The sequence below is a fragment of the Marinococcus sp. LNSP9103-4 genome, from assembly GCF_056034345.1.
Genome location: NZ_JBQLIA010000008.1, coordinates 23,963 through 47,991 on the forward strand (window position 1 = coordinate 23,963; position 24,029 = coordinate 47,991).

Here is a 24,029-nt window from a genome sequence, read left to right on the forward strand (position 1 = left end):
TTTTATTAATTAAACTCGTTCATCACTTCATCAAATGATTTACTGCTCCATGCTTCCGCCGAGGCTGCGGCCTTTTTGACTGCCTCATCCATATGCTTTCTCTCTTCCGGTGGAAAGGTGCCGAGAACATAGTCGATCACAGAAGCCTTCTCCGGCTTTCCAATGCCAATGCGGAGCCGCTTGAATTCCTTCGTACCCAGATGTTCAATTAACGAGCGTATACCGTTATGGCCGCCGTGCCCGCCTTTTTTACGCAGGCGGACCGTGCCGGGAACGAGATCCAGGTCATCATACACAACTAGAACGTCTTCCGGGGACGCTTTATAAAAATCAAGCATCGGGCCCACCGCTTCTCCCGAAAGATTCATATAAGTCAAAGGCTTTACCAGTATCACTTTTTCGCCCCCTGCCATTGTTTCGGCAGTTTCGCTCCTCCACTTGCTCTTTTTCCATGACAGCTTCCACATGGAAGCGAGCTCTTCAACAGCTTCAAATCCGACGTTATGACGTGTCTTTTTATATTTTTTTCCCGGGTTGCCTAACCCGACAATAAATTTCATGCTGGTCCCCCGCTCTGCCTCGTACGTATAATGTTCAGGCTGCTTCTTCATATTGTACTAAAAAAACTGCTTCTTGACGTTTAAAACGATTACAGTGCTTGTCTTATTTTAAGATATTTCAGCTTAACAGCATAGCATAAATAAAGATCGCAGGGCGCCTGTAAAACAGAGTCGCCTGCGATCTTTATTTATGACGGAAGGCAGCACGCCCTCCGTCAGCTTTGGTGCAGTGATTATGAATTGTTGTTGTCGTTGCTGCCTTCTTCAGAACCGCCTTCTTCGGATTCTTCATCCGCATCTACAAGCTCAGGCTCTTCTGCTTCTTCTTCGCCTGGCTCTTCCGGCTCTTCTTCCGGTACAAGAACAGTAACAATCGTTTCTTCCGGCTCACTCGTAATCGTGTAGTTCAAACCTTCTGGAAGATCTGCTACCTGAATGGAGTCGCCGACATTCAATGTCGAAATGTCCACGCTGATGCTGTCAGGAATTTCAGCAGGCAGTGCGCTGACAGTAATATTGAACATCATGTGGGAGACAACGCCGCCGTCTTTTTCCCCTGGCGCTTCGCCTTCGAGGCTTACAGCAACGTCTGCTTCCATTTCGGAAGTCATGTCTACTTCAAAGAAGTCAACATGGATAAAGTAATCCTTGATGGAGTCAACCTGCATATCATGCACGATGACCTGGTGCTTTTTGTTTTCGCCTTCAATAGTCAGATCAATGATGCCGTTCTTCCCGGCTTCACGGATCGTTTTTAGGAATGTAACGTTGTCGACAGAGATAGGCTGGCTTTCCGTTTTCTTGCCATAAATAACGGCTGGAATCGTGCCCTCTCTGCGGAGTTTTTTCGTCACTGACTGTTTTGTTTCAGGACGACGAGCTGCAGTTAACTGCGTAGCCATGGTATTCACCTCATAATTAAATTTTATTTTCACGTGTTCGCGTAATTTTGCCCACTTGAGACAGAATTATACCAGAATCCACATCAAAAATCAATGGCTTATTCAAACCATTGATTTTCTTGTAGATTAATTAAACAAGCGGCTGACCGAAGTCTGCTCAAAGACGTTAATAATTGCTTTAGCCATAAGCGGGCCGACGGAAAGCTGTGTTACTTTATCGATATTTTTCTCTTCCGGGAGCACGATGGAGTTTGTTACGACAAGTTCTTCAATCCTGGAATTTTCGATTCTTTCTATTGCCGGGCCGGAAAGTACCGGATGGGTGCAGCACGCATACACATGGTTTGCGCCCGACTCGATTAACGCATCCGCTGCGAGAGTAATTGTTCCGGCGGTATCAATAATATCATCAATAATGATTGCCGTTTTGCCTTTTACGTCACCGACGATATTCATAACCTCTGAAACATTTGGACGCGGCCGGCGCTTATCAATAATCGCAATAGGAGCCTTTAAGCGGTCTGCCATTCTGCGTGCGCGCACCACGCCTCCGTGGTCAGGCGATACAATAACGAGATCTTCCAGGCCTTTTTCGTTGAAGTGACGGGACAAAATAGGCTCTCCCTGCAGCTGATCCACCGGAATATCGAAGAATCCCTGAATTTGCGTCGCGTGCAGGTCCAGGCTCAAAATTCTGGTCGCTCCAGCTGTCTCCAGCAGATTGGCAATCAGCTTTGCTGTAATAGGCTCTCTCGCCCGGGCCTTACGGTCCTGACGTGCGTAACCGTAATAAGGGAGGACAACGCTGATCGTTTTTGCCGAAGCCCGCTTCATGGCATCGATCATAATCAAAAGCTCCATTAGATGTTCATTGGCCGGGTCTGAAGTTGACTGGACCAAAAAGACATCGCAGCCGCGGATACTTTCTTCAATGTTTATCTGCACTTCGCCGTCACTGAATCGTTTTACAGAGCTGAGCCCCATTGTTGTACCGATCTGTTCAACAATTTCCTCTGCGAGCCTTGGATTCGAGTTCAGGGTGAATACTTTCAAATTGGAGCGATCCATCGTGGACATTTTTTAATTCCCTCCGTCACTTGTTTTGCTTTTTATCTGCATTTAATTTTTCACTTACATAGTTTTCTTTATTCGTTTGCCTTGCCCGTGCAATGGAAAGCGCATCCTCCGGCACATCCGAAGTAATAGTGGAACCTGCTGCTACGTAAGCGCCTTTCCCAACGTTTACCGGAGCTACAAGATTGGAGTTGCATCCGATAAATACGTTATCTTCGATTTTCGTTAAATGCTTGCCCATACCGTCGTAATTAACAGTAATGGAGCCGCAGCCGATATTCACATTTTTTCCTACCTCTGCATCTCCAATGTAGCTGAGGTGGGACGTTTTGCTTCCCTGTCCGATGGAGGCTTTCTTGATTTCAACAAAATTGCCGATTTTGGCTTCATCACCGATTGACGAAGCCGGCCGGACGTGGGCATAAGGGCCGATTTGTACGGAGTTTCCTACCTCGCTGTCCGTCACTGTCGATTGACGGACCACTGTTTCGCTGCCAATTACTGCGTTGCTGATTTCTGAATGCGGGCCTAGCTGGCAGGAGGTTCCTACATGTACACTGCCGCGGAGAATTGTCCCGGGCTCAATTACTGTATCAGCTCCGATCACAGATTCCTTGGAGATATAAGTATTCTCCGGATCAATGATAGTTACTCCCTGGCGCATCCAATGTTCATTAATGCGGCGCTTCATGGCTTTTTCAGCCTGGGATAAAGCCACACGATCGTTCACCCCGATTGTCTCAGAAAAGTCCGGGGTGGTCCAGGCAGATACGGTTTCTCCCTGTTCCTGAAGGATACCAATAACATCAGGAAGGTAATATTCCCCCTGAACGTTGTTGTTATCCACCTGGCTGAGGGCATGAAACAAGGCTTCATTATCAAAGCAGTAGGTCCCCGTATTAATTTCCCGGATGCTTTTTTCCGTTTCGTCTGCATCCTTATGTTCAACGATACGGACAACTTCCCCGCTGCTTCCCCGGATGACCCGTCCGTACCCGGCGGGGTCGTCTGCTACGGCTGTTAAAATGCTTGCTTTTGCTTCCGTTTGTTCATGATGATCCATCAGCGCCTGCATCGTGCTCCCCTGGATCAGTGGAGTATCTCCACACGCAACGATAGTCGTTCCTTTTTTCCCCTCAAGCATCTGCCTTGTCTGCATTACAGCATGAGCCGTGCCAAGCTGTTCCTCCTGAAGAACATAGGAAGTACGCTCTTTTAAATGCTCTTCGACAGCTTCCGCCCCGTGGCCGGTCACCGTCACCAATTGATCGACACCGGCGTCTTCGAGCTCATCCACTACGTGCTCCACCATCGGTTTTCCGCAGACAGGATGAAGTACTTTATAGAGACTGGATTTCATGCGGGTGCCTTTTCCGGCAGCTAAAATAACGGCATAGCGATTGTTCATGTAGGTTCCTCCATATGCGCATTTTTGTCCATTAAGAATAATATCTTAAAAGCTGTAGGTTTTCAAGAATACACTATTACCTATTCTACATAATGAACGTTTACCTATCCACCCGATTTCGTTTACAGCCAAAAATAAATAACGGCCCCATCGAGACCGTTATCGCTGCCCTGGTACGTATGAAGTTACGAAGCGCCGGCTTCGTTAAAATTTTTTTCTGCGGGCTGCTGTTCCTGCTCCTCATATTCTGCCAATACAGCGGACTGGATCTTTTCTCTCGCTGCTGACGAAATAGGATGGGCAATATCACGGAATTCCCCATCAGGGGTGCGTTTACTCGGCATAGCAACAAAGAGACCGTTATTTCCATCAATGACCCGAATATCATGGACCACAAACTCTTCATCAAATGTAATAGAAGCAATCGCTCTCATCCGTCCATCAGTATTTACCCGGCGCAGCCTGACATCTGTTACCTGCATGTTTTCACCACCTTTGGTTTATTAACTCTTTCATCTATATGTATCTCTTCTTTCGCATCAAGCGTAAAGAGGCTGATTATTGATTTCTATATTATTCCGCAAAGTCCTGCTCGGACAAAAAATCGTCTGCAGATATATTTGATTTAAAGTATATAAACATGTATTCAGTATAACGATGTTTCATGTATGTTACCATATCTTTTTGCTCGAGCTAAAAGTCCTGTCTTTAAAAATCTTTCCGTTATTCTTCTTATCGGCCTGTTTTATGCTCTTTTCTACCCATATCGCAAAAAAACAGCACCCCGGCTGCCATTCGCGAAGGCAGCACAGAGCACTGTTTTTTATGAAGCCAGTAAAGCAATAACTTCAATTTCCACTTTTACATCCTTAGGGAGACGGGCGACTTCGACACAAGAACGGGCCGGCTGATGCTCCTGAAAGTAAGAACCATACACTTCATTAATAACCGGAAATTCATCCATATCTTTAATAAATACGGTTGCCTTAATAACATGATTCAGCGAAGAACCGGCTTCAGCAAGTACTGCCTGCAGATTCTGAAAAACCTGGTGCGTCTGCTCTTCAACTCCACCGCTTACAACTTCACCAGCCGTCGTTAAAGGAATCTGGCCGGAGCTGTAAAATACATTGTTTACCTTAATGCCCTGCGAATACGGACCAATGGCCTCTGGAGCCTGCTTAGTAAATACTTCCTTCATCGTGATCTCTCCTTTTCGAGCTTTGTTAGAAAATTACCGGGAACTACACGGATATTTTTTGTCTTTTCGTTTACCTCTTCCACTCTTGCAATGCTTACGTAATCATCCACTAGACGCTCTCCCGCGCCTTCAGCTTCCACAAGCACTCCGATGCCTGCCACATTTGCCCGGAACTCCTGCAGCAGCTCTATCATTCCGCTCACCGTACCGCCTGCTTTCATGAAATCATCCACTACAAGGACGTTAGATCCTTCCGGCAGGCTCCTCCGCGCTAAGGACATTGTCTGAATGCGTCTCGATGAACCTGACACGTAATTGATGCTCACGGTCGATCCTTCCGTAACCCGGTGGTCTCTTCGGACAATACTTACAGGTACGTCAAGATACGTACCAATCGCGTGTCCAAGCGGGATGCCTTTCATAGCCACAGTGACAATGGCATCAATCTGCCTGTCCGCAAAAACAGAAGCAAACATTTTCCCCACTTCGTTCATCGTACGTGGACGCCCAAGGATATCCATCATATATAAATACCCTCCAGGCAGCAGCCGTTCTTTGTTTTCCAGTTTTTCACACAGGTCTCCGACAAACAATTCTGCGGTGCTTTTTTCCACTTTTGGTACATATCGCACGCCGCCGCTCGCGCCTGCTACCGTACGCAGTGCCCCAACGCCCTGGGTTTCAAAAATTTCTTTAATGATAGTCAAATCTTCACTTACCGAGGATTTGGCGGAATCATACCTCTCCGTAAAATAACCAAGAGAGATAAGTTCATGTGGATGCTGCAGTAAAAAATTGGTCATATCAACCAATCGGCCGCTTCGTTTCAGTTTTTTCATGCTTACCTCCGTAAAATCCGAATATTTAGCAAGAATATACCATTTTCATACGGATTTTATCAAGCGTTTCGGTTGTTCAACAGGCGAACCGCGTACACTTGGGAGCAGAAACCACGCAACGCATTATACACACGGCTTACTTTGCTTTCCTTATCCACCAGCCCGAAAACAGTAGGACCGCTGCCGCTCATCAGTGCAGCATCCACACCGGAATCGAGCATGCGGGCTTTAATCTGCCCCACTTCGGGATAAAGCGGCAGAGTTACTTCTTCAAGGGTATTGGATAAAGAGCGGCAAAGCTGTTCATAATTGTTATTCCGAATCGCTTCCACCATCGCCGGGGTCATCTCCTGACGTTTTTTAGCTGCGTCGATTCTGCGGTAAATTTCCCCGGTGGAAACACCTGTAGGAGGTTTAGCTAAAATTACCCAACAGGACGGGGGCGGGTCAATGTGCTCAATCTGCTCTCCCCGTCCGGTAGCGATCGCCGTTCCCCCGTGTACGCAAAAGGAGACGTCCGAGCCGATTAGCGCCCCAATTTCTGCCAGTTCCTCCATGTCCGCGCCGATTTCCCACAGCTCATTCACTCCCCGCAGCGTAGCTGCGGCATCACTGCTGCCACCGGCGAGTCCGGCAGCGACAGGGATGTTTTTATGTATGAAAATCGACACGCCATAAGCAATACGGTATTTATCCTTTAACAGCTTTGCAGCCTGGTACGCCAGGTTTCTATGGTCTTCCGGAAGAAAGCCCTCTGACATTTGCACGACAATTTTTCCATCTTTTCTTCGCTCAAACTCCAGACGATCAGCCAAATCCACCTGGGCCATCACCATTTTTACTTCGTGATAGCCATCTGCCCGTTTACCTAAAACATCGAGCGTCAGATTTATTTTCGCCGGAGCCTTTTTTGATAACTTCACCATCATTCTCCTTCTCTCATCTTCCTCCACGTTTACCGTACTTTCAACCTTCTAACATTTTAGTTGAAAAACTGCAGCATGTACAGCAGGAAAAGCTTCCCTTACTCCCGCAGGCGCACGTAAATTTGGAAACCGGGCTTTCGCCAGCCTTTTGCTGTTCTTTCTTCAACATGGCTTTAAAAATGAAAAAAGCTTTCCGCTTAGCGCAGAAAGCCTGTATGCTGTCCGGGGACTGCATTCGTATGTGTTAGTTAAGCCTGAAGCTCTTCTTCTTCCGTTAGATACAGTTTGACTGTCTGGGTGAGTACATCTGTATAGCTGTAAGAAAGACGTTCGACAGGATGCTGGGCTCTGTCCAGTTTGACAATAAAGACGGAAGGATATGTTTCCTCTAAATACCCGGAACGTTCGACGGTTTTCTTGCGTCCGCCATTAGCAATTACCGTAACTCGTTTACCTACTTTTAAATCCAACGCTTCTTTAATCTCCACCAATGTTTTTCCCATTGTCTAACCCACCTCACTAAAAATCATGTTAACATAACCCGGGTTAGTTGTCAAAAATTTTTCATTATACCAATTCTTTAATTTGAATGTCAATTACTAAATCTTCTTTTTCCGAATGTCTTAAAATTCTTGATAAAAAGGAGCAAGTTCATTGGATAATAGAGCAAATTCCTCCATGGAAAGCGTTTCACCACGTCTTCCCGGATCGATGCCAGTCTGCTCAAACGCCTGCAGCAGTCTGCCTTTGCCCTCCGCTCCGGCCAGCTGGTTCAGCAAATTGTTCCAGAGGGTTTTTCTGCGCTGTACAAATGATGCGCGCACCAGCCGGAAAAAGAATTCCTCGTTCACTACATGCACTGGCGGAGCAGAACGTTTTCTCAGGCGGAGAATCAGTGAATCGACTCTCGGCTGCGGAATAAAAACGGTTTTCGGAACGGTCATCACCTTTTCTGTTTCCGCAAAATATTGTACCGCTATGGATAAAGATCCGTAGGCTTTTGTACCGGGCACGGCCTCCATTCGCTCTGCCACTTCTTTTTGCAGCATGATCACAATGTTTTTAATCGGCAGCCTCTGTTCAAGCACTGCCATCAGTATAGGAGTGGTAACGTAATACGGAAGGTTCCCTACGACGGATACACTTCGGCACTCACTCATGTGTTCATGAATAAACGCCTCGAGGTCCACCTGCAGAATATCGCGGTGGTGCACCCGGACGTGCGGATAAGGAGCCATCGTTTCTTCAAGAATCGGAAACAGGCGCTGGTCGATTTCGAATGCCTCCACCTGCCCGGCCTGTTTTGCGAGATGCTCTGTGAGGGCCCCAATGCCGGGACCCACCTCTATGACCCCGTCTTCCGGCTCTATGCCCGCTGCCTGGGCAATGCGCGTTAAAATGTTTGCGTCGATTAAGAAATTTTGTCCCAGGCTTTTTTTAAACGCAAATCCGTGTCTTTCCAGTATATCCTTCGTCCGCCCCGGGGTTGCTATATCCTTCACGCCTTCTCCTCCTCTTCCAATAATTGTTCATATGCTGCGGTAAATTCAGCCTGGCTGATTTGAAACATCTCCAGCCTTTTCAAAAACTGCTTTCCATTGGCATAGCCGATGTTCAGTATTTCCCCCAGGCGGGCGCGTTTATCTCTAGAGCCGCTTCCGGCGAACAGCCCAAGCTCCAGGAGGTCCTGCCTTGTCACTGCTGCTGTCACTTCCGGATGCTCTTTTTCGCTGCGCACGTGCCTTAAGGCTTCACGGATCGTTTCTGCAGAAGCGTGCTCCACCCCCAGACTCTGGCCCGGGCTCCCGAAGGCTTTACCTTTTGTTAAGAAAGCGTGCTTGCACCCCGGCACGCGCCGGCTGACTATCCGTCGGATTCTCTCGCCCGGAACGTCCGGATCAGTTAAAATAATGACCCCTCTCCGCTCCCTGGCCAGTTCAATCCGGCGGAGCGCTTCCTCACTTACTGCCGAGCCGTTTGTTTCAATGGTGTCTGCCTCCACCGCGTTGCGGACAGCTGCGGTATCAGATTTGCCCTCCACTACGATACATTCGTAAATACGCACGGTTACCTTCCTTCTAAGTCAATTTAGTCTTTTGCTATGATACAGCCCGCTTTTCCATTTTCATGGAAAGAGCGGGCCCGTTCATCGTTTACAGACGAAAAAGCTGTTTAGCGTTTTTTGTCGTCTGTTCAGCCAATTCCTCATACGGAATTTCTTTCAATTCTGCGATTTTTTCAGCTACCAGCTTTACGTATGCAGGTTCATTCCGCTTGCCCCGGTATGGGTGCGGGGCCAAAAACGGACAGTCGGTTTCCACCAGCAGCCGGTCCATCGGAATTTCCCTGCTTACTTCCTTGGGAAGCTTTGCGTTTTTGAACGTGACCGGACCGCCAAAGGAAATATAAAAATTCATATCCATACAGCGCTTCGCGGTTTCGGCAGTGCCACCAAAGCAGTGCATAATACCGCCGACTTCTCCCGCATTTTCTTCTTCCAGCAGATCGACAATATCATCATGGGCCTCGCGGTCATGAATAATGATCGGCATGTTCACTTTCTTTGCCAGGTGGATCTGCCGGCGGAATACCTTTTTTTGTACATCCTTCGGGGATTTGTCCCAGTGATAATCGAGCCCCATTTCTCCGAGGGCTACAACCCGGGGATGGCCGGCGAGTTCCTCAAGCCATTCCAGGTCCTCATCGGTCATGTCAACAGCGTCGACCGGATGCCAGCCGACTGCTGCATAAATAAAATCGTACGTTTCCGCCAGTTCTATAGCTTTAGGAATCGTCTCCCGGTCAAAGCCGACGACCGTCATGTAATCAACCCCGGCTTCTTTAGCCCGTTCGATCGTTTCTGCGACTTCTCCTTCGAATTGTTCTACGTTCAGATGAACATGCGTATCAAAAAGCATCACATTCTCGTCCTTTCTTTAATTCACGACCGATCCGTTTGGAAGAGCCTGATCGATAGTGGCAAGCGTCAGTTCTTTTCCTTTAGAAGCAGCCAGGATCATTCCTTCCGACCATTCTCCCCGAAGCTTCACCGCTTTCAGGTTGGTCACACAGATCACCTTCCGGCCTTTTAAATCCTCCGGGGTGTAATGCTCTGCAATGCCGGAAACGACCTGACGCTTCTCATCCCCTACGTCAAGCTGAATTTTAAGCAGCTTATTAGCCTTTTTGACTGGTTCTGCGTCGATGATTTCCGCTACCTTCAGCTCCACTTTGCCAAAGTCATCAATTGTGATTTCCCCATTTTCTTCTGTTTCCTCTTCCTCTTCTGCTTCTGCTTTCACTGTACCACCCATCGACTCAATAATATACTTCACTTCATCCTCCTGCTGAAGACGAGGGAAGACAGGCACGGCCTTACCGGCTACTCTGGTGCCTTCTTTTATATGGGCGAAGGATTTTGTCGTTACCCAGCCTGTAATTTCTTTATCTATACCAAGCTGCGACCAGATGCTCTTCGGCGTTTCTGTCATAAACGGCTGAATCAGTATACTGATTACCCGCAGAGATTCCGCCAGATGGTAAAGCACGGAGCCGAGAACTTCCCGCTCGCTTTCATCTCTTGCAAGAATCCACGGCTGCGTTTCATCAATATATTTATTTGTCCGGCTGATAAGCTGCCATATGGCTGTCAGAGCCACTGAAAACTCCATCTCTTCAACCGCATTTTCTACCTTAGTGACGGTTGCCTCTATCAGCTCAAGCAGCGAAGCATCATACGGACTCGCGTCCTTCACATAAGCCGGGATGGAGCCGTCAAAATATTTGTTAATCATTGCCACGGTACGATTTAAAAGATTGCCCAGATCGTTTGCGAGATCATAGTTCAGCCGGTCCACAAACCCTTCCGGCGTGAACACTCCGTCGGAGCCAAACGGTACCTCCCGGAGCAGATAGTAGCGGACAGCATCCAAACCGTAGCGGTCAACAAGCGGAATCGGGTCCACCACATTACCTTTGGACTTCGACATTTTTCCGTCCTTCATCAAAAGCCATCCGTGGCCGAACACTTTCTTCGGAAGCGGCAGATCGAGGGCCATCAGCATAATCGGCCAGTAAATAGTATGGAAACGCACGATTTCCTTGCCGACAATATGCACATCCGCCGGCCAGTATTTTTGGTATTCTTCGTCTTGCTCTGTCGTGTAGCCGAGCGAGGTGATGTAGTTGCTCAATGCGTCAATCCATACATACACTACATGCTCCGGGTCGCTTTTGACAGGAATGCCCCATTCAAAGGTCGTTCTTGAAATGGACAAATCCCCGAGACCCGGTTTGATAAAGTTATTAATCATTTCATTCTTACGGGATTCCGGCTGGATAAATTCCGGATTATCTTCATAAAACTGAAGCAGGCGGTCCGCATACTTGCTCATTTTGAAAAAATACGATTTTTCCCGCACCTTCTCTACCGGGTGGCCGCTTTCCGGACTGATACCGGCGGTTACGTTGCCTGCTTCATCGTACTGTTTCTCTTCGAGCTGGGTTTCTGTATAGAAGGTTTCGTCCGGCACCGAATACCAGCCTTCGTATTCGCTCAGATAGATATCGCCGTTTTCTTTCAGCTTTTCAAAGATGATCTGTACAGCATCACGGTGACGGTCTTCAGTCGTGCGGATAAAATCATCGTAGGTAATATTTAATTTGTCCCACAGCTGCTTAATGTTCTGCGCTGCATCATCGACGAACTGCTGCGGACTGACCCCGTTTTCCTCCGCCTTTCTTTCAATTTTCTGCCCGTGTTCATCAGTTCCGGTTAAGTACTTTACATCGTAGCCTCTCAGGCGCTTGTAGCGGGCGAGAGCATCTCCGGCTACTGTCGTATACGCATGTCCAATATGAAGCTTTCCACTCGGATAATAAATCGGCGTCGTTAAATAAAAAGTATTCTTTTCTTCTGGCATATTTATGTCCTCCTTCAAAGGCGCGTAAATTCTTTTCCAATATAAAAAAGCCTCCGTCCGTCAAAGGGACGAAAGCTGCGCTCACGTGGTACCACCCAAATTTCCGCTGTTTTTACAAACAACGGCTTATTTCCAGGCGCATCCGGCCCCCGGAAGTTCAGCGTTAACGCCGCTGACGGCCCGTCTTTACTGTTACAGCTCACACGGACGCCCTCCCGGACCATATTCTCTAGTTCCGCCGCACCGGTTTTCAGCATTCCCGGTTCTCTGTGCCGGCTTCTGTAGATACTCATCCATTCGTCGGGCCAATATTTTCTACACTAATATACTATGTGTTTTTTCCCTTTTCGTCAAAAATATTTTCATTCGACAATTCGACAAAATTAGTTTGGCCCAAGTAAATATTTCCCTATTATAAATTTTTATGGTTTTTTATACATAAGCGGGCTGATTAAGTTCTAATTTTTTAAAATTAATATATAAATAGATGTATAAAAGAATTTATTTCTGTATAAGTGATTGAAATTTTTGTTAAATTTCACAGAAATCATAATTCAAATTCGTTGACGGTATTAGAAAACATTGGTATTGTTAGCGTACAGATAGAAAATGTCGAATTTTGACGAATAAAGCTGAATTTAAGGAGGACCTACCAATGAAATCAACAGGTATCGTACGTAAGGTTGACGAATTAGGGCGCGTAGTCATTCCGATTGAACTCCGCCGCACACTTGAAATCCAAGAGAAAGACGCTCTTGAAATTTATGTGGATCATGACCGCATTGTATTGAAGAAATATAAACCAAACATGACCTGCCAGGTAACCGGAGAAGTGTCGGATGACAACTTATCTCTTGCCGATGGTAAAATTATTCTTTCCCCTGAGGGTGCTGAAGCAATTATTAAAGATCTTCAGGATTACGTGCAAAACCATAAGTCGAACGCTTAAGTTCACGAAAAAGCCTTTCCTTTCGGGGGAAGGCTCTTTTTTTATGATTTATTTAACCCGTGGTAAGCTGCATATACTTCCTGTTTTTTAACATTTCGGCGCTGGGCAGTTTTTTTAATCGCTTCTTTGCTCGATGCCCCCGCTTCCACATACTTCCGGACTTCCTCCTCCATCGGCCCGTGTTCCTCTTCTCCGGATTCATCCGAAACAGGTTTTTCTACAATTAATACACATTCCCCTTTAATGTCTCTGTCTTCAAAAGCAGCGGCTGCTTCAAGCAGGGTGCCGCGGACAAACTCTTCATATTTTTTCGTTAATTCTCTTGCCACGACTGCCGGCACGTCCCCCCACTCTTCATGCAGAAAGTGGATCGTCCCGAGGAGGCGGTAGGGTGATTCATACAAAACAACCGGTACTCCTGACGGAAGCTTTTGCAGAACCATTCGTATCTCTTTTTTCTTGCGCGGCAGAAATCCATGAAAATAAAAGCCGCCGCCCCCGAGTCCGGAAGCCGTCAGAGCTGGCAGAAGAGCACTTGCACCCGGCAGCGGCACTACCGGTATTCCCTGCGCAATGCATTTTTGCACGAGTTCATCACCAGGATCAGATACCAGCGGTGTGCCTGCATCACTTACTATCGCCACCTGTTTTCCCTCTGTAAGCCACTGCAGAATTTTTTCCTGTTTTTGACGCTTGTTATGTTCGTGATAGCTTTCTAAAGGCGTATCTATTTGATAGTGCTGGGTAAGCTTTTTTGTCTGTCTCGTATCTTCAGCCAGAATATATTCCGCTTCCTGAAGTATGCGGACAGCCCGAAAAGTAATATCCTCTAAATTCCCGATCGGTGTTGGCACTAGGTAAAGCATGCCGGTATTTTCAGTAGCTTGAAAGCTGAACTGCTGGGTCATCATGCCCCTCCTTCATTAACCGTTGTTTGTGACTGCGGGGAAGCTGCTTAATACGGTATTCCTCCCGCATCGCCTCTTTTTTTGTAGGGAACCTCTGATGATAAACGAGCCGCACAGGCCCCCTACCCTTCGTATATTTTGCCCCCCGGCCTGCATTGTGGGCTTCCAGCCGCTTTTGCAGATTGTTTGTATAGCCGGTGTAGAGGCTCCCGTCCCGACATTGCAGTATATAGACAACATGTTTATTTTGTTCCATAGTACGCCCGAAACTCCTCTGTATACTCTCCGTCCGCCTTATATACAATAATCGGGGAAAGGCATTCCAAACCGGGCCTGCCTGCTTTTATTCCCTCTACCATCACAATATTTGCCGCCCGCCCTGCCTTTGGATGCACAAACTGCATCCGCTTCGGCTCGATCCGGTATTTCTGGTAGTAGCTAAACAGCTCTGCAAGCCTTTCCGGACGAAGAACTATAGCCACTTTTCCTTTCTGCTTGGCTAAAAATGCAGCGGAACGGACAAATTCTTCCAAACTTCCGTGCTCCTCATGGCGTGCGTTTGCCAGCTTTTCCTGCTTATTTTTCATTGTCTCCCGGGCGGTATCAAAATAAGGAGGATTGCACGTCACCAGCGACCACTGATCCCCGTGATACCTGGAACGAACCGTCCGTACATCTTCCTGCTGAACAGTAACCTGCCCTTCCGCTCCGTTCATCACCATCGTCCGGGCCGCCATATCACACAGCTCCGGCTGTCTTTCTATACCTGTAACAGGAACGCGGCTCCGCTCTGTTAATAACAGAGGAATAATCCCGTTGCCGGTCCCAAGATCGATAATTTTCCCAACAGTTTTCGGCACAGAGCAAAAGTACGCAAGCAGCACCGAGTCAATGGAAAACGCAAAAGCATTTTCATGCTGAATAATAGGCTTCCTCGAAGGGGTATAGTCGACTCTCTCTCCTGCCTGAAATACCTCTTTCACTGCCTGCGCCCCCTGATTTTGAATTGATTCACATTTTTTTTCATATATCCACCTTCTGCTGATTGGCCTCCTGAAAAGCTGCATATCGTCCCTGCTTTCGAAGAAGTTCTCTGTGCGTTCCCTGTTCTGCAATTTCTCCATCGTCCATTACGTAGATGGTATCTGCTTTTTCAATGGTATTTAAGCGGTGCGCCACTACAAAAGAAGTACGGCCTTTCATTAAGCGCCCCAGCGCCTCCTGTATTCTCATCTCCGTTACTGTGTCCACGCTTGACGTTGCCTCATCAAGAATCAGAATTTTCGGGTCGGACAGCACTGCCTTGGCGATGGAAAGCAGCTGCCGCTGCCCGTGACTGAACCCGCTTCCTTCCTTCCCAAGCATCGTTTGGTAACCTTCCGGCAGCCGCTCGATAAATGCATGGGCGTTGGCCGCTTTTGCCGCTTCTATTACTTCTTCATCCGTAGCCTCCAGATTACCGTAGCGTATGTTTTCCATTACCGTTTTTTCAAACAGAAAATCATCCTGCAGAACTACGCTCATCTGCTTCCGAAGATGTTTAATATTCCATTCAGAAAGAGGTGTCTGATCCACATAAATCTCTCCGGCTTCCGCCGTGTAAAAACCGATAATTAAATTCATAACGGTCGTTTTCCCGGAACCGGTAGGGCCTATAAAAGCAGCTGTCTCGCCGGCATTCACATGAAAATCAATGCCGCGGAGCACCTTTTCGTTTTCATAGCCAAACGTAACTTCCTGAAACTTTACTTCCCCGGAAACAGTCTTGGCTGTTCCTCTCTCCTCCCGGTGATCCTCCGCCTTTTCGTCCAGAAACGAAAAAATTCTCTCTGCCCCGGCAAGCGCCGCAAACAGAGCATTAAACTGATTCGCCAGGTCGTTCAACGGCCGGGTAAACTGACGGGAATATTCCACAAAAATCACGATCGTACCAATAGTAACTGCACCGACACCATAATACGCCAAAATTCCTCCGGCTCCTGCCGTAATCGCGAAATTAATATTGTTTAAAAAATTCATCCATTTCGGGATAAAACCGGAATACGTCTGAGCCCAAAATCCTGCATGACGAAGGGTTTCACTTTCCTGTTCAAAGTTCTTCATGACGCGCGGCTCTTTGGAAAATACCTTCACGATCGACTGGCCGGAAATCGTTTCTTCAGCATACCCATTCACTGCCCCGACCGCCTGCTGCTGCTTTTGAAACAACAGTCTGGTCCGCCTGGTAATCCAGCGCAGACCCAAAAACATGACCGGTAGAAACAAAAGCGTAAAAAAGGTGAGAAGCGGGCTGATCACTAACATAATAACGAGAATACCGGTAAACGTTAACAGGCTGGTCATGATCTGCACGACCGAGGTGTTTAAGGTAGTTGATATGTTATCCATATCGTTCGTCATTCTGCTCATGATAGAGCCATCCTGCCGTTTGTCAAAAAACGACAGCGGCAATGTCTGCAGATGAGAAAAAAGGTGGTAGCGAAGCTTAAAAACGGCCTGTTGGGCAAGAGAAATCATCACATAAGTCTGGATGGTGCTCATGACTCCCCACCCAACGTACACAGCAAACAACAATAACAGTATCGTTCCAAGCCCTTCGAGCCGCTGCGGCACTAAATACTGGTCAACGATATGACCAAGCAGCAGCGGCCCCGAAAGCATAAAGGCGGCAGTGAAAAGCACGCAGACAAAAACAGCCGTCAGCCGCCATTTCTGAACGGACAGATAAGACCAGAGCCGGGCGGTGGTACGTTTCCAGTTCTGTATCTGGTCAGTGTCCGGGCGGTCGTCTGCCTGGGAAGGATCAATGTCCGGATGTTTATATTGAAACGGCGAGGTAATCCAGTGCCTTTTCATGTCGCCGCCTCCTTCCCATACTGTGATTGATACAGCTGTCTGTAGAATGCAGACTCCTCATACAGCTCTTCATGAGTGCCGAATCCAATGACTTCCCCGTGCTCAAGAAGCAGCATTTTATCCGCCTTCAGTGCCGTAGAAAGCTTTTGAGTTACTAAAATGGAGGTACACGGGTACGCTTCAAGCGCTTCCAGAAACTGTGCCTCCGTTTCCGCATCCAACGCGCTCGTACTGTCATCGAGGAGCAAAAGCCCCGGGTTTCTCAGCAATGCCCGGGCAATCGTCACCCGCTGTTTCTGGCCCCCCGAAAGATTTACGCCATTTTGGCCGATCATCGTCTGCTCCTGCTCAGGCAGGGCCCGAATCGTTTCCTCAAGCTGAGCCGTCTCCACCGCTCTGCTCATTTCTTCAGCTCCGGCTTCCTCACGCCCCCACTGAATATTTTCCTGAATCGTTCCTGAAAACAATTTTGCCTCCTGGGGGACGTAGCCGATCTGGGTTCTTAACGAAGCAATGTTAAGATCCCTGGTGTCTGCATTATCAATAAAAAGACGGCCGCTGACCGGCTCATACAAACGAAGCATTAACTGGAACAAAGAAGATTTACCAGCCCCGGTCGCCCCGAGAACCGCCATCTGCTCGCCGCGTTTCACGTGAAACGTCACATCATTCAGAGCCGGAACCCGGCTGTCGCTATAAGCAAAAGTTACATTCTCAAACTGGACGTCTATACTTCCTTCTTCTTTTACGTCCTCCTGGCCGGAATTTTCCTTTTCGGCACCTTCGAGCACTTCTTCAATCCGCGAGGCGGAAGTTCTCGCCCGGGCAAGCAGTGTAATCAGCATGCCGACAACGCCAAGCGCGCCAGTCATTCTTGCAGCATAGTTCACTACCGCTACCACCTCACCTACCTGGGCCTCGTTGTTCTGCACGGCAAAGCCTCCGATCCAAAGCATGAGCACAATCGCTGCGTTCATTAAAAACAAAAGGATCGGCGAAGTAAGAGCTGTATAACGAAAAGCTTTGACAGCACTCGCCTGGAGAGCTTCATTCTGCACAAAAAAACGTTTAATTTCATGCTGCTCGCGGCCAAAAACCCGTACAAGCCTAAGGCCGCCAAGGTTTTCCTTCATCACCCTGTTTACGGCATCGATACGCTTTTGCAAACTGCCGAAATAAATCATTCCCTTTGTCATCAGCCATGCGAGGATCAACAGTAAAAAAGGAATAAAAATCACCAGTACGAGCGCCATTCGGGCATTTACCACAAAAGCCATAACTGTCGCGCCAATTAGCAAAAGCGGCGAACGAAGCATAAACCGGAGCATCATTACAATCAAGTTTTGCACCTGGGTAATATCATTGGTGAGCCTGGTCAGTAACGAGGACTGCGGGAAATCCTGCAGATTCTCCAGGCTCGACTCCTGGACACGCTTATACATTTCATTGCGCAGATCAAAGCCGGTGCTGTGCCCGACGTGATCTGCGAAAAAACAGTTTAGTACCCCGACACCAAAGCTGAGCAGGGCAAGACCTGCCATCGCAAACCCAAGGCTTACGACCAGGCCGATATCATTGTTTGCCAGACCTTCATCAATCAGTCTCGCAAGAAGAAGCGGCTGAAATAATTCAACCGATAATTCAATCAAAAGCAGAAAAAAAGACAATACCGCTGCTGCTTTATAAGGACGAACGTAGCGTAAAATAGTTCTCATCAAAAGACCCCTTGCACATTTCTGCCCGCGTAAAGAATTATTTATATTTTAGCACACGCCTGCAGCTTATTTCTTCTCGATCCAGCATAAAAACCGGCCTTCTCATACGAAAAGGCCGGTGGGCAGCTACACGATATCGAGCGGTTGCTTTGTCTGCGGCTTCGGAAAAGCACTATCTAGCATTTCGACTTCTTCATTTGTCAGTGTAATACTAGCCGCCTCGGCATTCTCCCGCACATGCTCCGGATTGGAGGTTTTCGGAATACTTAACACCATCCCTGAGCGAATGGTCCAGGCGAGGGCAATCTGCAGCGGGCTCATGCCCCGGCGTTCAGCGATTCTCTGCAGGGTCCGGCTTTCCCCAAGCGTACGCCCTCCTCCCTGATCAAGTGGACAGTATGCCATTACCGGCATCCGCTGCTCCTTCATCCAAGGCATCAGATCAAATTCAATCCCCCTTGAAGCCAGATGATATAATACTTGATTGCAGACAGCATTACCTCCGTGTTCGAGCGAGAGCAGTTCCCTCATCTCCCGGGTATCGAGGTTGGAAACGCCCCACCGTTTGATTTTTCCATCTGCTTTTAATTTTTCCATACCCTTCACGGTTTCTTTGAGAGGCACGCTTCCGCGCCAGTGGAGTAAATACAAATCCAGCTGTTCCACCCCGAGACGGCTAAGTGATCCTTCGCACGCCTTTTCAAGCTTCTCGCCGCCTGCGTTATTGGGAAGAACCTTGGAAACGAGAAAGGCTTCCTCTCTTCTTCCTTCCAATGCCTCTCCGGCCAGCTGCTCTGCTTTACCTCCCCCGTACATTTCGGCTGTATCAATCACCGTCATTCCATAATCAAGTCCTGTCCGCAGTGCTTCTATTTCCTGCTCTCTCAGCCCGGCATTGTCTCCCATATGCCATGTGCCCTGACCAAGCGACGGAAGCTCTGTGCCGTCCCGGAGGGTCACCGTGCGACCTTGAACGTGTTCTTTGATGGTTTTTGAAATATCACTCATTGATGATTCAATCCTCTCTCCATCTTTATTGTTTTTAACGGCGTTTCCATGAACATTTCTGTGAAGCGCTCTGTTTCCCGGAAGCCCTGCTTTTCATAAAAAGCTTCAGCCCGGGTGTTTCCCTCTTCCACGTACACTGTCATCGTTTTCTTTTCAGCAGAAATATATTCCATCCCGGCGTCGAACAGCTTTTGTCCCCAGCCGGCGCGCTGATACCGGGGCAGTACGTAAAGAGCTGCGAGCTCTGCTTCCTCCTGCTGGAGCAAGTTAATATAGCCTATCAGAACACTTTCGCTAACCGCCGCTAAAAATATGGATTCCCCACGCTTAACATCAAACATTTTTTTAGAGTAAGCAGCTTCAATGAACGCCTCTCTTGCCCGGGCTGGTATTAAATTTTCATACGTATGCTCCCACGTGATCTCAGCAACCCCGCGCACCGCTTCATAGTCTTCCTCTCGTACAGGCCTGATCATTGCATGTCCTCCTCGCTGAAAATGCATCACTTTGTCTTCTGAAGATATAAACGAAACCGCTTGTCTTTACAGACAGGCGGTTCCAGATTGCTTGTTCCTTATTTTTGATTTAAAAACGAGAGGCAGAATAAACAGTCTCCGTCCGTCCGCAGGCTGCCGTAATGCATATTACAAATGTGGAAGCCTTCATGGTACAAGCGGGCGAGGTTGTCATAGCCCTCCCCCATACTGCTCGTCTGAATGCGGCTCGGACCCGGCTGGGACGTCCCTCCGGCTAATTCCTTTTCCTGAATTTCCTCACCGCTGTCTTCCACCCGCTGACGCAGATGCTGATTTTCAAGTACGAGTGCCTGGTTCTCTTCAATAAGCATCGCCAGCTGTTCTTTGAGCTCTCCCAGTTCATCATGGAGCCTTCCAATCCGCTCTTCCATATGAATCACCTGGGAGAAGATTTCTTTTTTATCCACTCGCACCCCCACCTTCTCCGTCCGTTTAACTGTTATCCTGCGATGAAGCCTTCATCAAGCAGCTCATCCAACGAAAATTCCAATACTCTCTCTTCTTCTGCGTAGTTCACCTGTACGAGACGTTCTAAAATATTAATACCGGCTACCTTTCCTTTGCCTTCCGGGGTATTAATATGCTCTCCAACGTCCGGCATTTCACGCTTGGCTGTTTCATAATGATCGTTTTCATATTTCAGACAGCACATAAGCCTGCCGCACAGGCCGGAAATCTTTGCCGGATTTAAGGAAAGATTCTGATCTTTTGCCATCTTAATGGAAACCGGCTCAAAATCCCCGAGAAAGGTCGAACAGCAAAGCATTCTTCCGCACGGGCCGATCCCGCCGAGCATTTTGGCTTCGTCCCGGACCCCGATCTGCCGGAGTTCAATCCTTGTACGAAACTGGGAAGCTAAATCCTTCACCAGCTGACGGAAATCCACCCGTCCTTCCGCCGTGAAATAAAACAAAATTTTATTCCGGTCAAAGGTGTATTCCACATTCACCAGATTCATATCCAGCTGGTGCGTCGCAATTTTTTCGCAGCCGAGATCATATGCTTCCTGCTCAAGCTGTTTATTTTCTTTCACAGCAGCATGATCATCCTCATCGGCAAGCCTCATAACTTTTTTAAGCGGCAATACGACGTCGTCGCCGCTGACCTGCTTATTTTCAAGCACTACTTTCCCGTACTCAATTCCTCTGGCCGTTTCTACTATGACCCAGCTTTCTACCTGTGCGTCATGGCCGTTCGGGGAAAAGTAATAAATCTTTCCCGCCTTTTTAAACCGGACGCCTACTACATCATGCAATGTCATGATCCCTCCTGTAACTGGATCAGCAGCTGTTCCATCAGAAGCTGCGCATTCGCGTTAGCCCGGAGCCGGCGCTTTGCTTCTAAAATTGCCTGCAGTCGGGCAACGACCTCCATCTCTGAAAAACGAAGGGCTACTCGTTCCAACGTCGCTTTTTGATCGAAGTATGTGATGTCATCCGAACCGTATGTGATCGACAGGAGGTCGCGATACCAAAAAAGCAGCATATCTAAGCCGATGTCCAGTTCTTCTCTATCTGAAAAATGTACAAGCCATTTATCCTGCAGTGTCAATAGTGCACTGTGAAGGCGCTGATGCACCTCTTCCGTTAATTGTATCACTAGATTTCGGCCCTGTACAATCCACTCAGCCTGTGCTGCGTCGTTTTCACGCTCAGGGACATGAGGCAGTTTTGCAAGCAGGCCGGCCGCAATTTCCCCTGTACCTTCCCTTTCCTGAAACAAATGGCGGCGACGCTCCACGGAGGGAGGAGAAAACGCAATCTTTTGGGCGCGGGACTGAATCGTGTCCAGCAGAAAATGAGCATTCTCCGTTAATAAAATGGCGAGAGTCGGGCTTTCCGGTTCTTCGAGAAACTTCAGCAGGCTGTTGGCTGCACTGGCCGTCATACGGTCAGCGTCTTCGATAATATAAATTTTTAAACGGGCTTCCATTCCTTTATAGGTGAATTCTTTTTGAAGCATTTCTACCTGTGCTTTTTTGATTGAAGCGCCTTCCGGCTGTAAAAACATTACTTCCGAATGATTCCCGTGCGTGATTCTTCGGCATTCCCTGCATTCTCCGCACGGCACCGGGCCGTTGTTTTCTATGCAAAAAAAGCGCTGTGCCATCAGAAGCGCTGTTTCACGCTTGCCGGCACCCGCTTTTCCTTCAAATATATAAGCATGGGCCACGCGGTCTTTGTTCATGCTTCTTTCCAACAGCGACATTACTGTAGGCTGTTCTTCCTGCATGGCTTCCCAACTCATGTTAATCTCTCCGTCTTTAATATTTTTCAAACTCTTCCACGTTTAATTGAAAAACGGTCGCTCCACCGACCTGTACTTCCACAGGGTAGGGAACGTAGGAATCCGCATTTCCGCCCATAGGCGAAACAGGAGCGACGAGCTGTTCCCGGGTTTTGCAGTTTTCCTGGATGACCATTTTTACTTCATCCACCTGCTCATCTTCCACACCGATTAAAAACGTAGTGCTTCCGGCTTTCAAAAACCCGCCAGTACTCGCGAGCCTGGTCGCCTGAAAATTTGCTTCCACCAGCGCATTAGACAACCGGTTACTATCTTTATCCTGCACCACAGCCACTAACAGCTTCATGCTCCGTACCTCCTATTTCGTCCAAATCCACAATATTTATTATTTTTATTTTACTGTATATACAGTAAAAAGTGAAGCATACCAACGAAACAGCCATTTTTTGAATGCTGAATTCAATACTTAAGCCTAAGACCTTTTGATCAATATTTGGGAATAAATACACTGTAATTGAAGCTGAAAGCAAAATATGGAATACTTCAAGTAACAGTTTCCTATTTATGGCATTACCGAACCATCAGATTAACGAAGAAAGGAAGTTGGACTCATGCGCTTTCCCCGCTGGCTGATCCGGGCTGTACTTATTACCGCCGTTTTATTAATAAGTTCTACAGCTATTGGCTATTCCAAGGCAGAAGACCCTTACCGGTCCTTTGACGGAATGGGAAGCAGCTTGTCCGTCGCTCCTTCTGATGACAAATTAGCGTTCACCTATATCACGGACGGCCAGGAGAAAATATATACCTCCGCTACTGATGGCGAAAATCCCGAGCCGCTTACTGACCTAAAGCAGCCGCAATTTTCTCCTTCTTTCCATCCGCACTCGCCGGAGGATATTCTATTTTTATCGGAACAAAATGATTCAATTCGCTCTATTTATACAGCAGAGACAGAAAGCAGTCAGCATGAACGGTTAACCGGCAGTGAGCTTCATGTACGTGATGCTGCCTACTCACCGGATGGCAGGCTCATTTACTTTTTAGGAATGCCAGCCGACGCCTGGAAATCCGCAGACCGGAGCACAGAGGAAGGATTTAGCATTTATTCCATGCCTGCCAGCGGAGGATCTTACAAAAAGATCACCAGTGAAAGCAAATATTTAATGGGAAACATCTCTCCGGACGCTACGGGCAATATGCTTCTGTATACTTACACCGAAGGCCCCGATGATGAAATGCATGTGGGAATGAAGACCCTGAACAATAAAGTATATGAGGAGCATATCGAATTTGCGAACAACCTTCCCGGGGGGCTGTACAACCCGACAGCTTCACCGTCAGAAAGCCTCTATGCCTATACAACCAACGTTGCTTCCAGCCAGGAGCCCAACTACCAGTACGATTTGTTTTTATATGATCTTGAGGATATGCAGGCCAAAAGATTAACCGACCATGAAAATAATATTGATTCTCCTTCTTTTTTTCATCAGTCAGATGATATTGCCTACATGCATCAGAAAAACTGGCCGGAGGAGCCGGCAGAGTATGAACTGCGCATTGTGAACAGCGGATCCGGGACCGATGAAGTGGTGCCGGTTAATATGAATCACGCCGGAGAGTCGCTGCTCACCGCAGGACTCGGAGCAGCCCAGAAAGCAGTCAACGTATATGTAATTGGTTTTTTCTACACTTTGTTTGGCAGCTGGTTTATTATTGCTGCGTATAAAAAATACCGTCCGTTTCTGGTCGGAGCGGCAAGTACTGCTGTTGCCCTGGGGCTGTGGGGCTTCTGCCATTTTGGAGAGACCTCCTATCCATGGCTCGCTGCCATCTGCTCTGGACTTGTCGTTCCTCTCTTTATCTGCACAGGTGTTTTATTTCTGTTCGCCGGTATTCAATCGTACCGGCTGAACATGCGCGAGTATAGAGCTTCCTCCCAGTAAAAAAGCAGCCAGGGGCGGGCCCCTGCTGCTTT

27 protein-coding genes are annotated in these 24,029 nt (G+C 47.8%); 2 read left to right on the forward strand and 25 right to left on the reverse strand.

Features of this window, described 5'->3' with window-relative positions; translation table 11 throughout:
• Window positions 1-5 precede the first annotated feature (5 nt).
• The 14 genes from pth to ACTRXG_RS07540 all read right to left on the reverse strand — a co-directional run bounded on the left by pth (window position 6) and on the right by ACTRXG_RS07540 (window position 12,035).
• Window positions 6-560, reverse strand: a complete 555-nt coding sequence (pth, locus tag ACTRXG_RS07475; protein ID WP_474261163.1) for an aminoacyl-tRNA hydrolase — start codon at window positions 558-560, stop codon at window positions 6-8.
• Between the two features lie 233 nt (window positions 561-793).
• Window positions 794-1,462: a 50S ribosomal protein L25/general stress protein Ctc gene (locus ACTRXG_RS07480; RefSeq protein WP_474261164.1), complete on the reverse strand. Its 669-nt coding sequence runs from the start codon at window positions 1,460-1,462 to the stop codon at window positions 794-796.
• A gap of 126 nt (window positions 1,463-1,588) precedes the next feature.
• Window positions 1,589-2,539: a ribose-phosphate diphosphokinase gene (locus tag ACTRXG_RS07485; RefSeq protein ID WP_091615026.1), complete on the reverse strand. Its 951-nt coding sequence runs from the start codon at window positions 2,537-2,539 to the stop codon at window positions 1,589-1,591.
• Window positions 2,540-2,555: 16 nt separating this feature from the next.
• Window positions 2,556-3,944: a bifunctional UDP-N-acetylglucosamine diphosphorylase/glucosamine-1-phosphate N-acetyltransferase GlmU gene (gene glmU / locus ACTRXG_RS07490; protein ID WP_474261165.1), complete on the reverse strand. Its 1,389-nt coding sequence runs from the start codon at window positions 3,942-3,944 to the stop codon at window positions 2,556-2,558.
• Window positions 3,945-4,129: 185 nt separating this feature from the next.
• On the reverse strand, window positions 4,130-4,426 hold the full coding sequence (gene spoVG, locus ACTRXG_RS07495; RefSeq protein WP_091615031.1) for a septation regulator SpoVG: 297 nt from the start codon (window positions 4,424-4,426) through the stop codon (window positions 4,130-4,132).
• Between the two features lie 341 nt (window positions 4,427-4,767).
• Window positions 4,768-5,145 (reverse strand): RidA family protein, encoded by a 378-nt coding sequence (locus tag ACTRXG_RS07500; protein WP_322525282.1) that lies wholly within the window; start codon window positions 5,143-5,145, stop codon window positions 4,768-4,770.
• On the reverse strand, window positions 5,142-5,984 hold the full coding sequence (gene purR, locus ACTRXG_RS07505; RefSeq protein WP_474261167.1) for a pur operon repressor: 843 nt from the start codon (window positions 5,982-5,984) through the stop codon (window positions 5,142-5,144). Before purR ends, ACTRXG_RS07500 begins: the two co-directional genes overlap by 4 nt.
• Before the next feature lie 59 nt (window positions 5,985-6,043).
• Window positions 6,044-6,907 carry a 4-(cytidine 5'-diphospho)-2-C-methyl-D-erythritol kinase gene (ispE, locus tag ACTRXG_RS07510; RefSeq protein WP_027847189.1) on the reverse strand — a complete coding sequence of 288 codons (864 nt, stop codon included), beginning with the start codon at window positions 6,905-6,907 and terminating at the stop codon, window positions 6,044-6,046.
• Between the two features lie 251 nt (window positions 6,908-7,158).
• Window positions 7,159-7,413, reverse strand: a complete 255-nt coding sequence (locus tag ACTRXG_RS07515; RefSeq protein WP_022792872.1) for a Veg family protein — start codon at window positions 7,411-7,413, stop codon at window positions 7,159-7,161.
• A 120-nt stretch (window positions 7,414-7,533) separates the two neighbouring features.
• The gene (gene rsmA, locus ACTRXG_RS07520) at window positions 7,534-8,412 is read right to left on the reverse strand and encodes a 16S rRNA (adenine(1518)-N(6)/adenine(1519)-N(6))-dimethyltransferase RsmA (protein ID WP_474284496.1); all 879 of its coding nucleotides are present in this window, start codon (window positions 8,410-8,412) and stop codon (window positions 7,534-7,536) included.
• Window positions 8,409-8,975 (reverse strand): ribonuclease M5, encoded by a 567-nt coding sequence (rnmV, locus tag ACTRXG_RS07525; protein ID WP_091615040.1) that lies wholly within the window; start codon window positions 8,973-8,975, stop codon window positions 8,409-8,411. The genes rsmA and rnmV overlap by 4 nt, the downstream gene beginning before the upstream one ends.
• Before the next feature lie 88 nt (window positions 8,976-9,063).
• The gene (locus tag ACTRXG_RS07530; RefSeq protein ID WP_474284497.1) at window positions 9,064-9,828 is read right to left on the reverse strand and encodes a TatD family hydrolase; all 765 of its coding nucleotides are present in this window, start codon (window positions 9,826-9,828) and stop codon (window positions 9,064-9,066) included.
• An 18-nt stretch (window positions 9,829-9,846) separates the two neighbouring features.
• On the reverse strand, window positions 9,847-11,838 hold the full coding sequence (gene metG / locus ACTRXG_RS07535; RefSeq protein WP_474284539.1) for a methionine--tRNA ligase: 1,992 nt from the start codon (window positions 11,836-11,838) through the stop codon (window positions 9,847-9,849).
• 8 nt (window positions 11,839-11,846) lie between these two features.
• Window positions 11,847-12,035, reverse strand: coding sequence for a hypothetical protein (locus ACTRXG_RS07540; protein ID WP_474284498.1), 189 nt, complete (start codon window positions 12,033-12,035; stop codon window positions 11,847-11,849).
• Window positions 12,036-12,487: 452 nt separating this feature from the next.
• Here ACTRXG_RS07540 and ACTRXG_RS07545 point away from each other — a divergent pair, with 452 nt between their 5' ends.
• Window positions 12,488-12,781 (forward strand): AbrB/MazE/SpoVT family DNA-binding domain-containing protein, encoded by a 294-nt coding sequence (locus tag ACTRXG_RS07545; RefSeq protein ID WP_022792877.1) that lies wholly within the window; start codon window positions 12,488-12,490, stop codon window positions 12,779-12,781.
• 41 nt (window positions 12,782-12,822) lie between these two features.
• On the opposite strand, the gene rsmI is transcribed toward ACTRXG_RS07545, so the two are convergent.
• The 11 genes from rsmI to ACTRXG_RS07600 all read right to left on the reverse strand — a co-directional run bounded on the left by rsmI (window position 12,823) and on the right by ACTRXG_RS07600 (window position 22,397).
• Window positions 12,823-13,689, reverse strand: a complete 867-nt coding sequence (rsmI, locus tag ACTRXG_RS07550) for a 16S rRNA (cytidine(1402)-2'-O)-methyltransferase (protein WP_474284540.1) — start codon at window positions 13,687-13,689, stop codon at window positions 12,823-12,825.
• Entirely contained in the window at window positions 13,658-13,945 is a 288-nt protein-coding gene (locus tag ACTRXG_RS07555) for a GIY-YIG nuclease family protein (protein ID WP_474284499.1), read from the reverse strand. Before ACTRXG_RS07555 ends, rsmI begins: the two co-directional genes overlap by 32 nt.
• Window positions 13,932-14,672, reverse strand: coding sequence for a tRNA1(Val) (adenine(37)-N6)-methyltransferase (locus ACTRXG_RS07560; protein ID WP_474284500.1), 741 nt, complete (start codon window positions 14,670-14,672; stop codon window positions 13,932-13,934). Before ACTRXG_RS07560 ends, ACTRXG_RS07555 begins: the two co-directional genes overlap by 14 nt.
• A 40-nt stretch (window positions 14,673-14,712) precedes the next feature.
• Window positions 14,713-16,545 carry an ABC transporter ATP-binding protein gene (locus tag ACTRXG_RS07565; RefSeq protein ID WP_474261175.1) on the reverse strand — a complete coding sequence of 611 codons (1,833 nt, stop codon included), beginning with the start codon at window positions 16,543-16,545 and terminating at the stop codon, window positions 14,713-14,715.
• Window positions 16,542-18,260 (reverse strand): ABC transporter ATP-binding protein, encoded by a 1,719-nt coding sequence (locus ACTRXG_RS07570; protein WP_474284501.1) that lies wholly within the window; start codon window positions 18,258-18,260, stop codon window positions 16,542-16,544. Before ACTRXG_RS07570 ends, ACTRXG_RS07565 begins: the two co-directional genes overlap by 4 nt.
• A 126-nt stretch (window positions 18,261-18,386) precedes the next feature.
• The gene (locus ACTRXG_RS07575; RefSeq protein ID WP_474282246.1) at window positions 18,387-19,268 is read right to left on the reverse strand and encodes an aldo/keto reductase; all 882 of its coding nucleotides are present in this window, start codon (window positions 19,266-19,268) and stop codon (window positions 18,387-18,389) included.
• Window positions 19,265-19,744: an N-acetyltransferase family protein gene (locus tag ACTRXG_RS07580; protein WP_474282244.1), complete on the reverse strand. Its 480-nt coding sequence runs from the start codon at window positions 19,742-19,744 to the stop codon at window positions 19,265-19,267. The genes ACTRXG_RS07575 and ACTRXG_RS07580 overlap by 4 nt, the downstream gene beginning before the upstream one ends.
• 98 nt (window positions 19,745-19,842) lie before the next feature.
• Window positions 19,843-20,211 carry a DNA replication initiation control protein YabA gene (gene yabA, locus ACTRXG_RS07585; RefSeq protein WP_462868267.1) on the reverse strand — a complete coding sequence of 123 codons (369 nt, stop codon included), beginning with the start codon at window positions 20,209-20,211 and terminating at the stop codon, window positions 19,843-19,845.
• A gap of 32 nt (window positions 20,212-20,243) precedes the next feature.
• A complete protein-coding gene (locus ACTRXG_RS07590) occupies window positions 20,244-21,059 on the reverse strand; it encodes a PSP1 domain-containing protein (protein WP_322525628.1) in 816 nt (271 codons plus the stop codon).
• Window positions 21,060-21,061: 2 nt separating this feature from the next.
• Window positions 21,062-22,051, reverse strand: a complete 990-nt coding sequence (gene holB / locus ACTRXG_RS07595; RefSeq protein WP_474284502.1) for a DNA polymerase III subunit delta' — start codon at window positions 22,049-22,051, stop codon at window positions 21,062-21,064.
• A 16-nt stretch (window positions 22,052-22,067) separates the two neighbouring features.
• Window positions 22,068-22,397: a cyclic-di-AMP receptor gene (locus ACTRXG_RS07600; RefSeq protein WP_322525299.1), complete on the reverse strand. Its 330-nt coding sequence runs from the start codon at window positions 22,395-22,397 to the stop codon at window positions 22,068-22,070.
• Between the two features lie 265 nt (window positions 22,398-22,662).
• Between ACTRXG_RS07600 and ACTRXG_RS07605 the strand changes: the two genes are divergently transcribed.
• Entirely contained in the window at window positions 22,663-23,997 is a 1,335-nt protein-coding gene (locus ACTRXG_RS07605; RefSeq protein WP_474284503.1) for a TolB family protein, read from the forward strand.
• Window positions 23,998-24,029 lie beyond the last annotated feature (32 nt).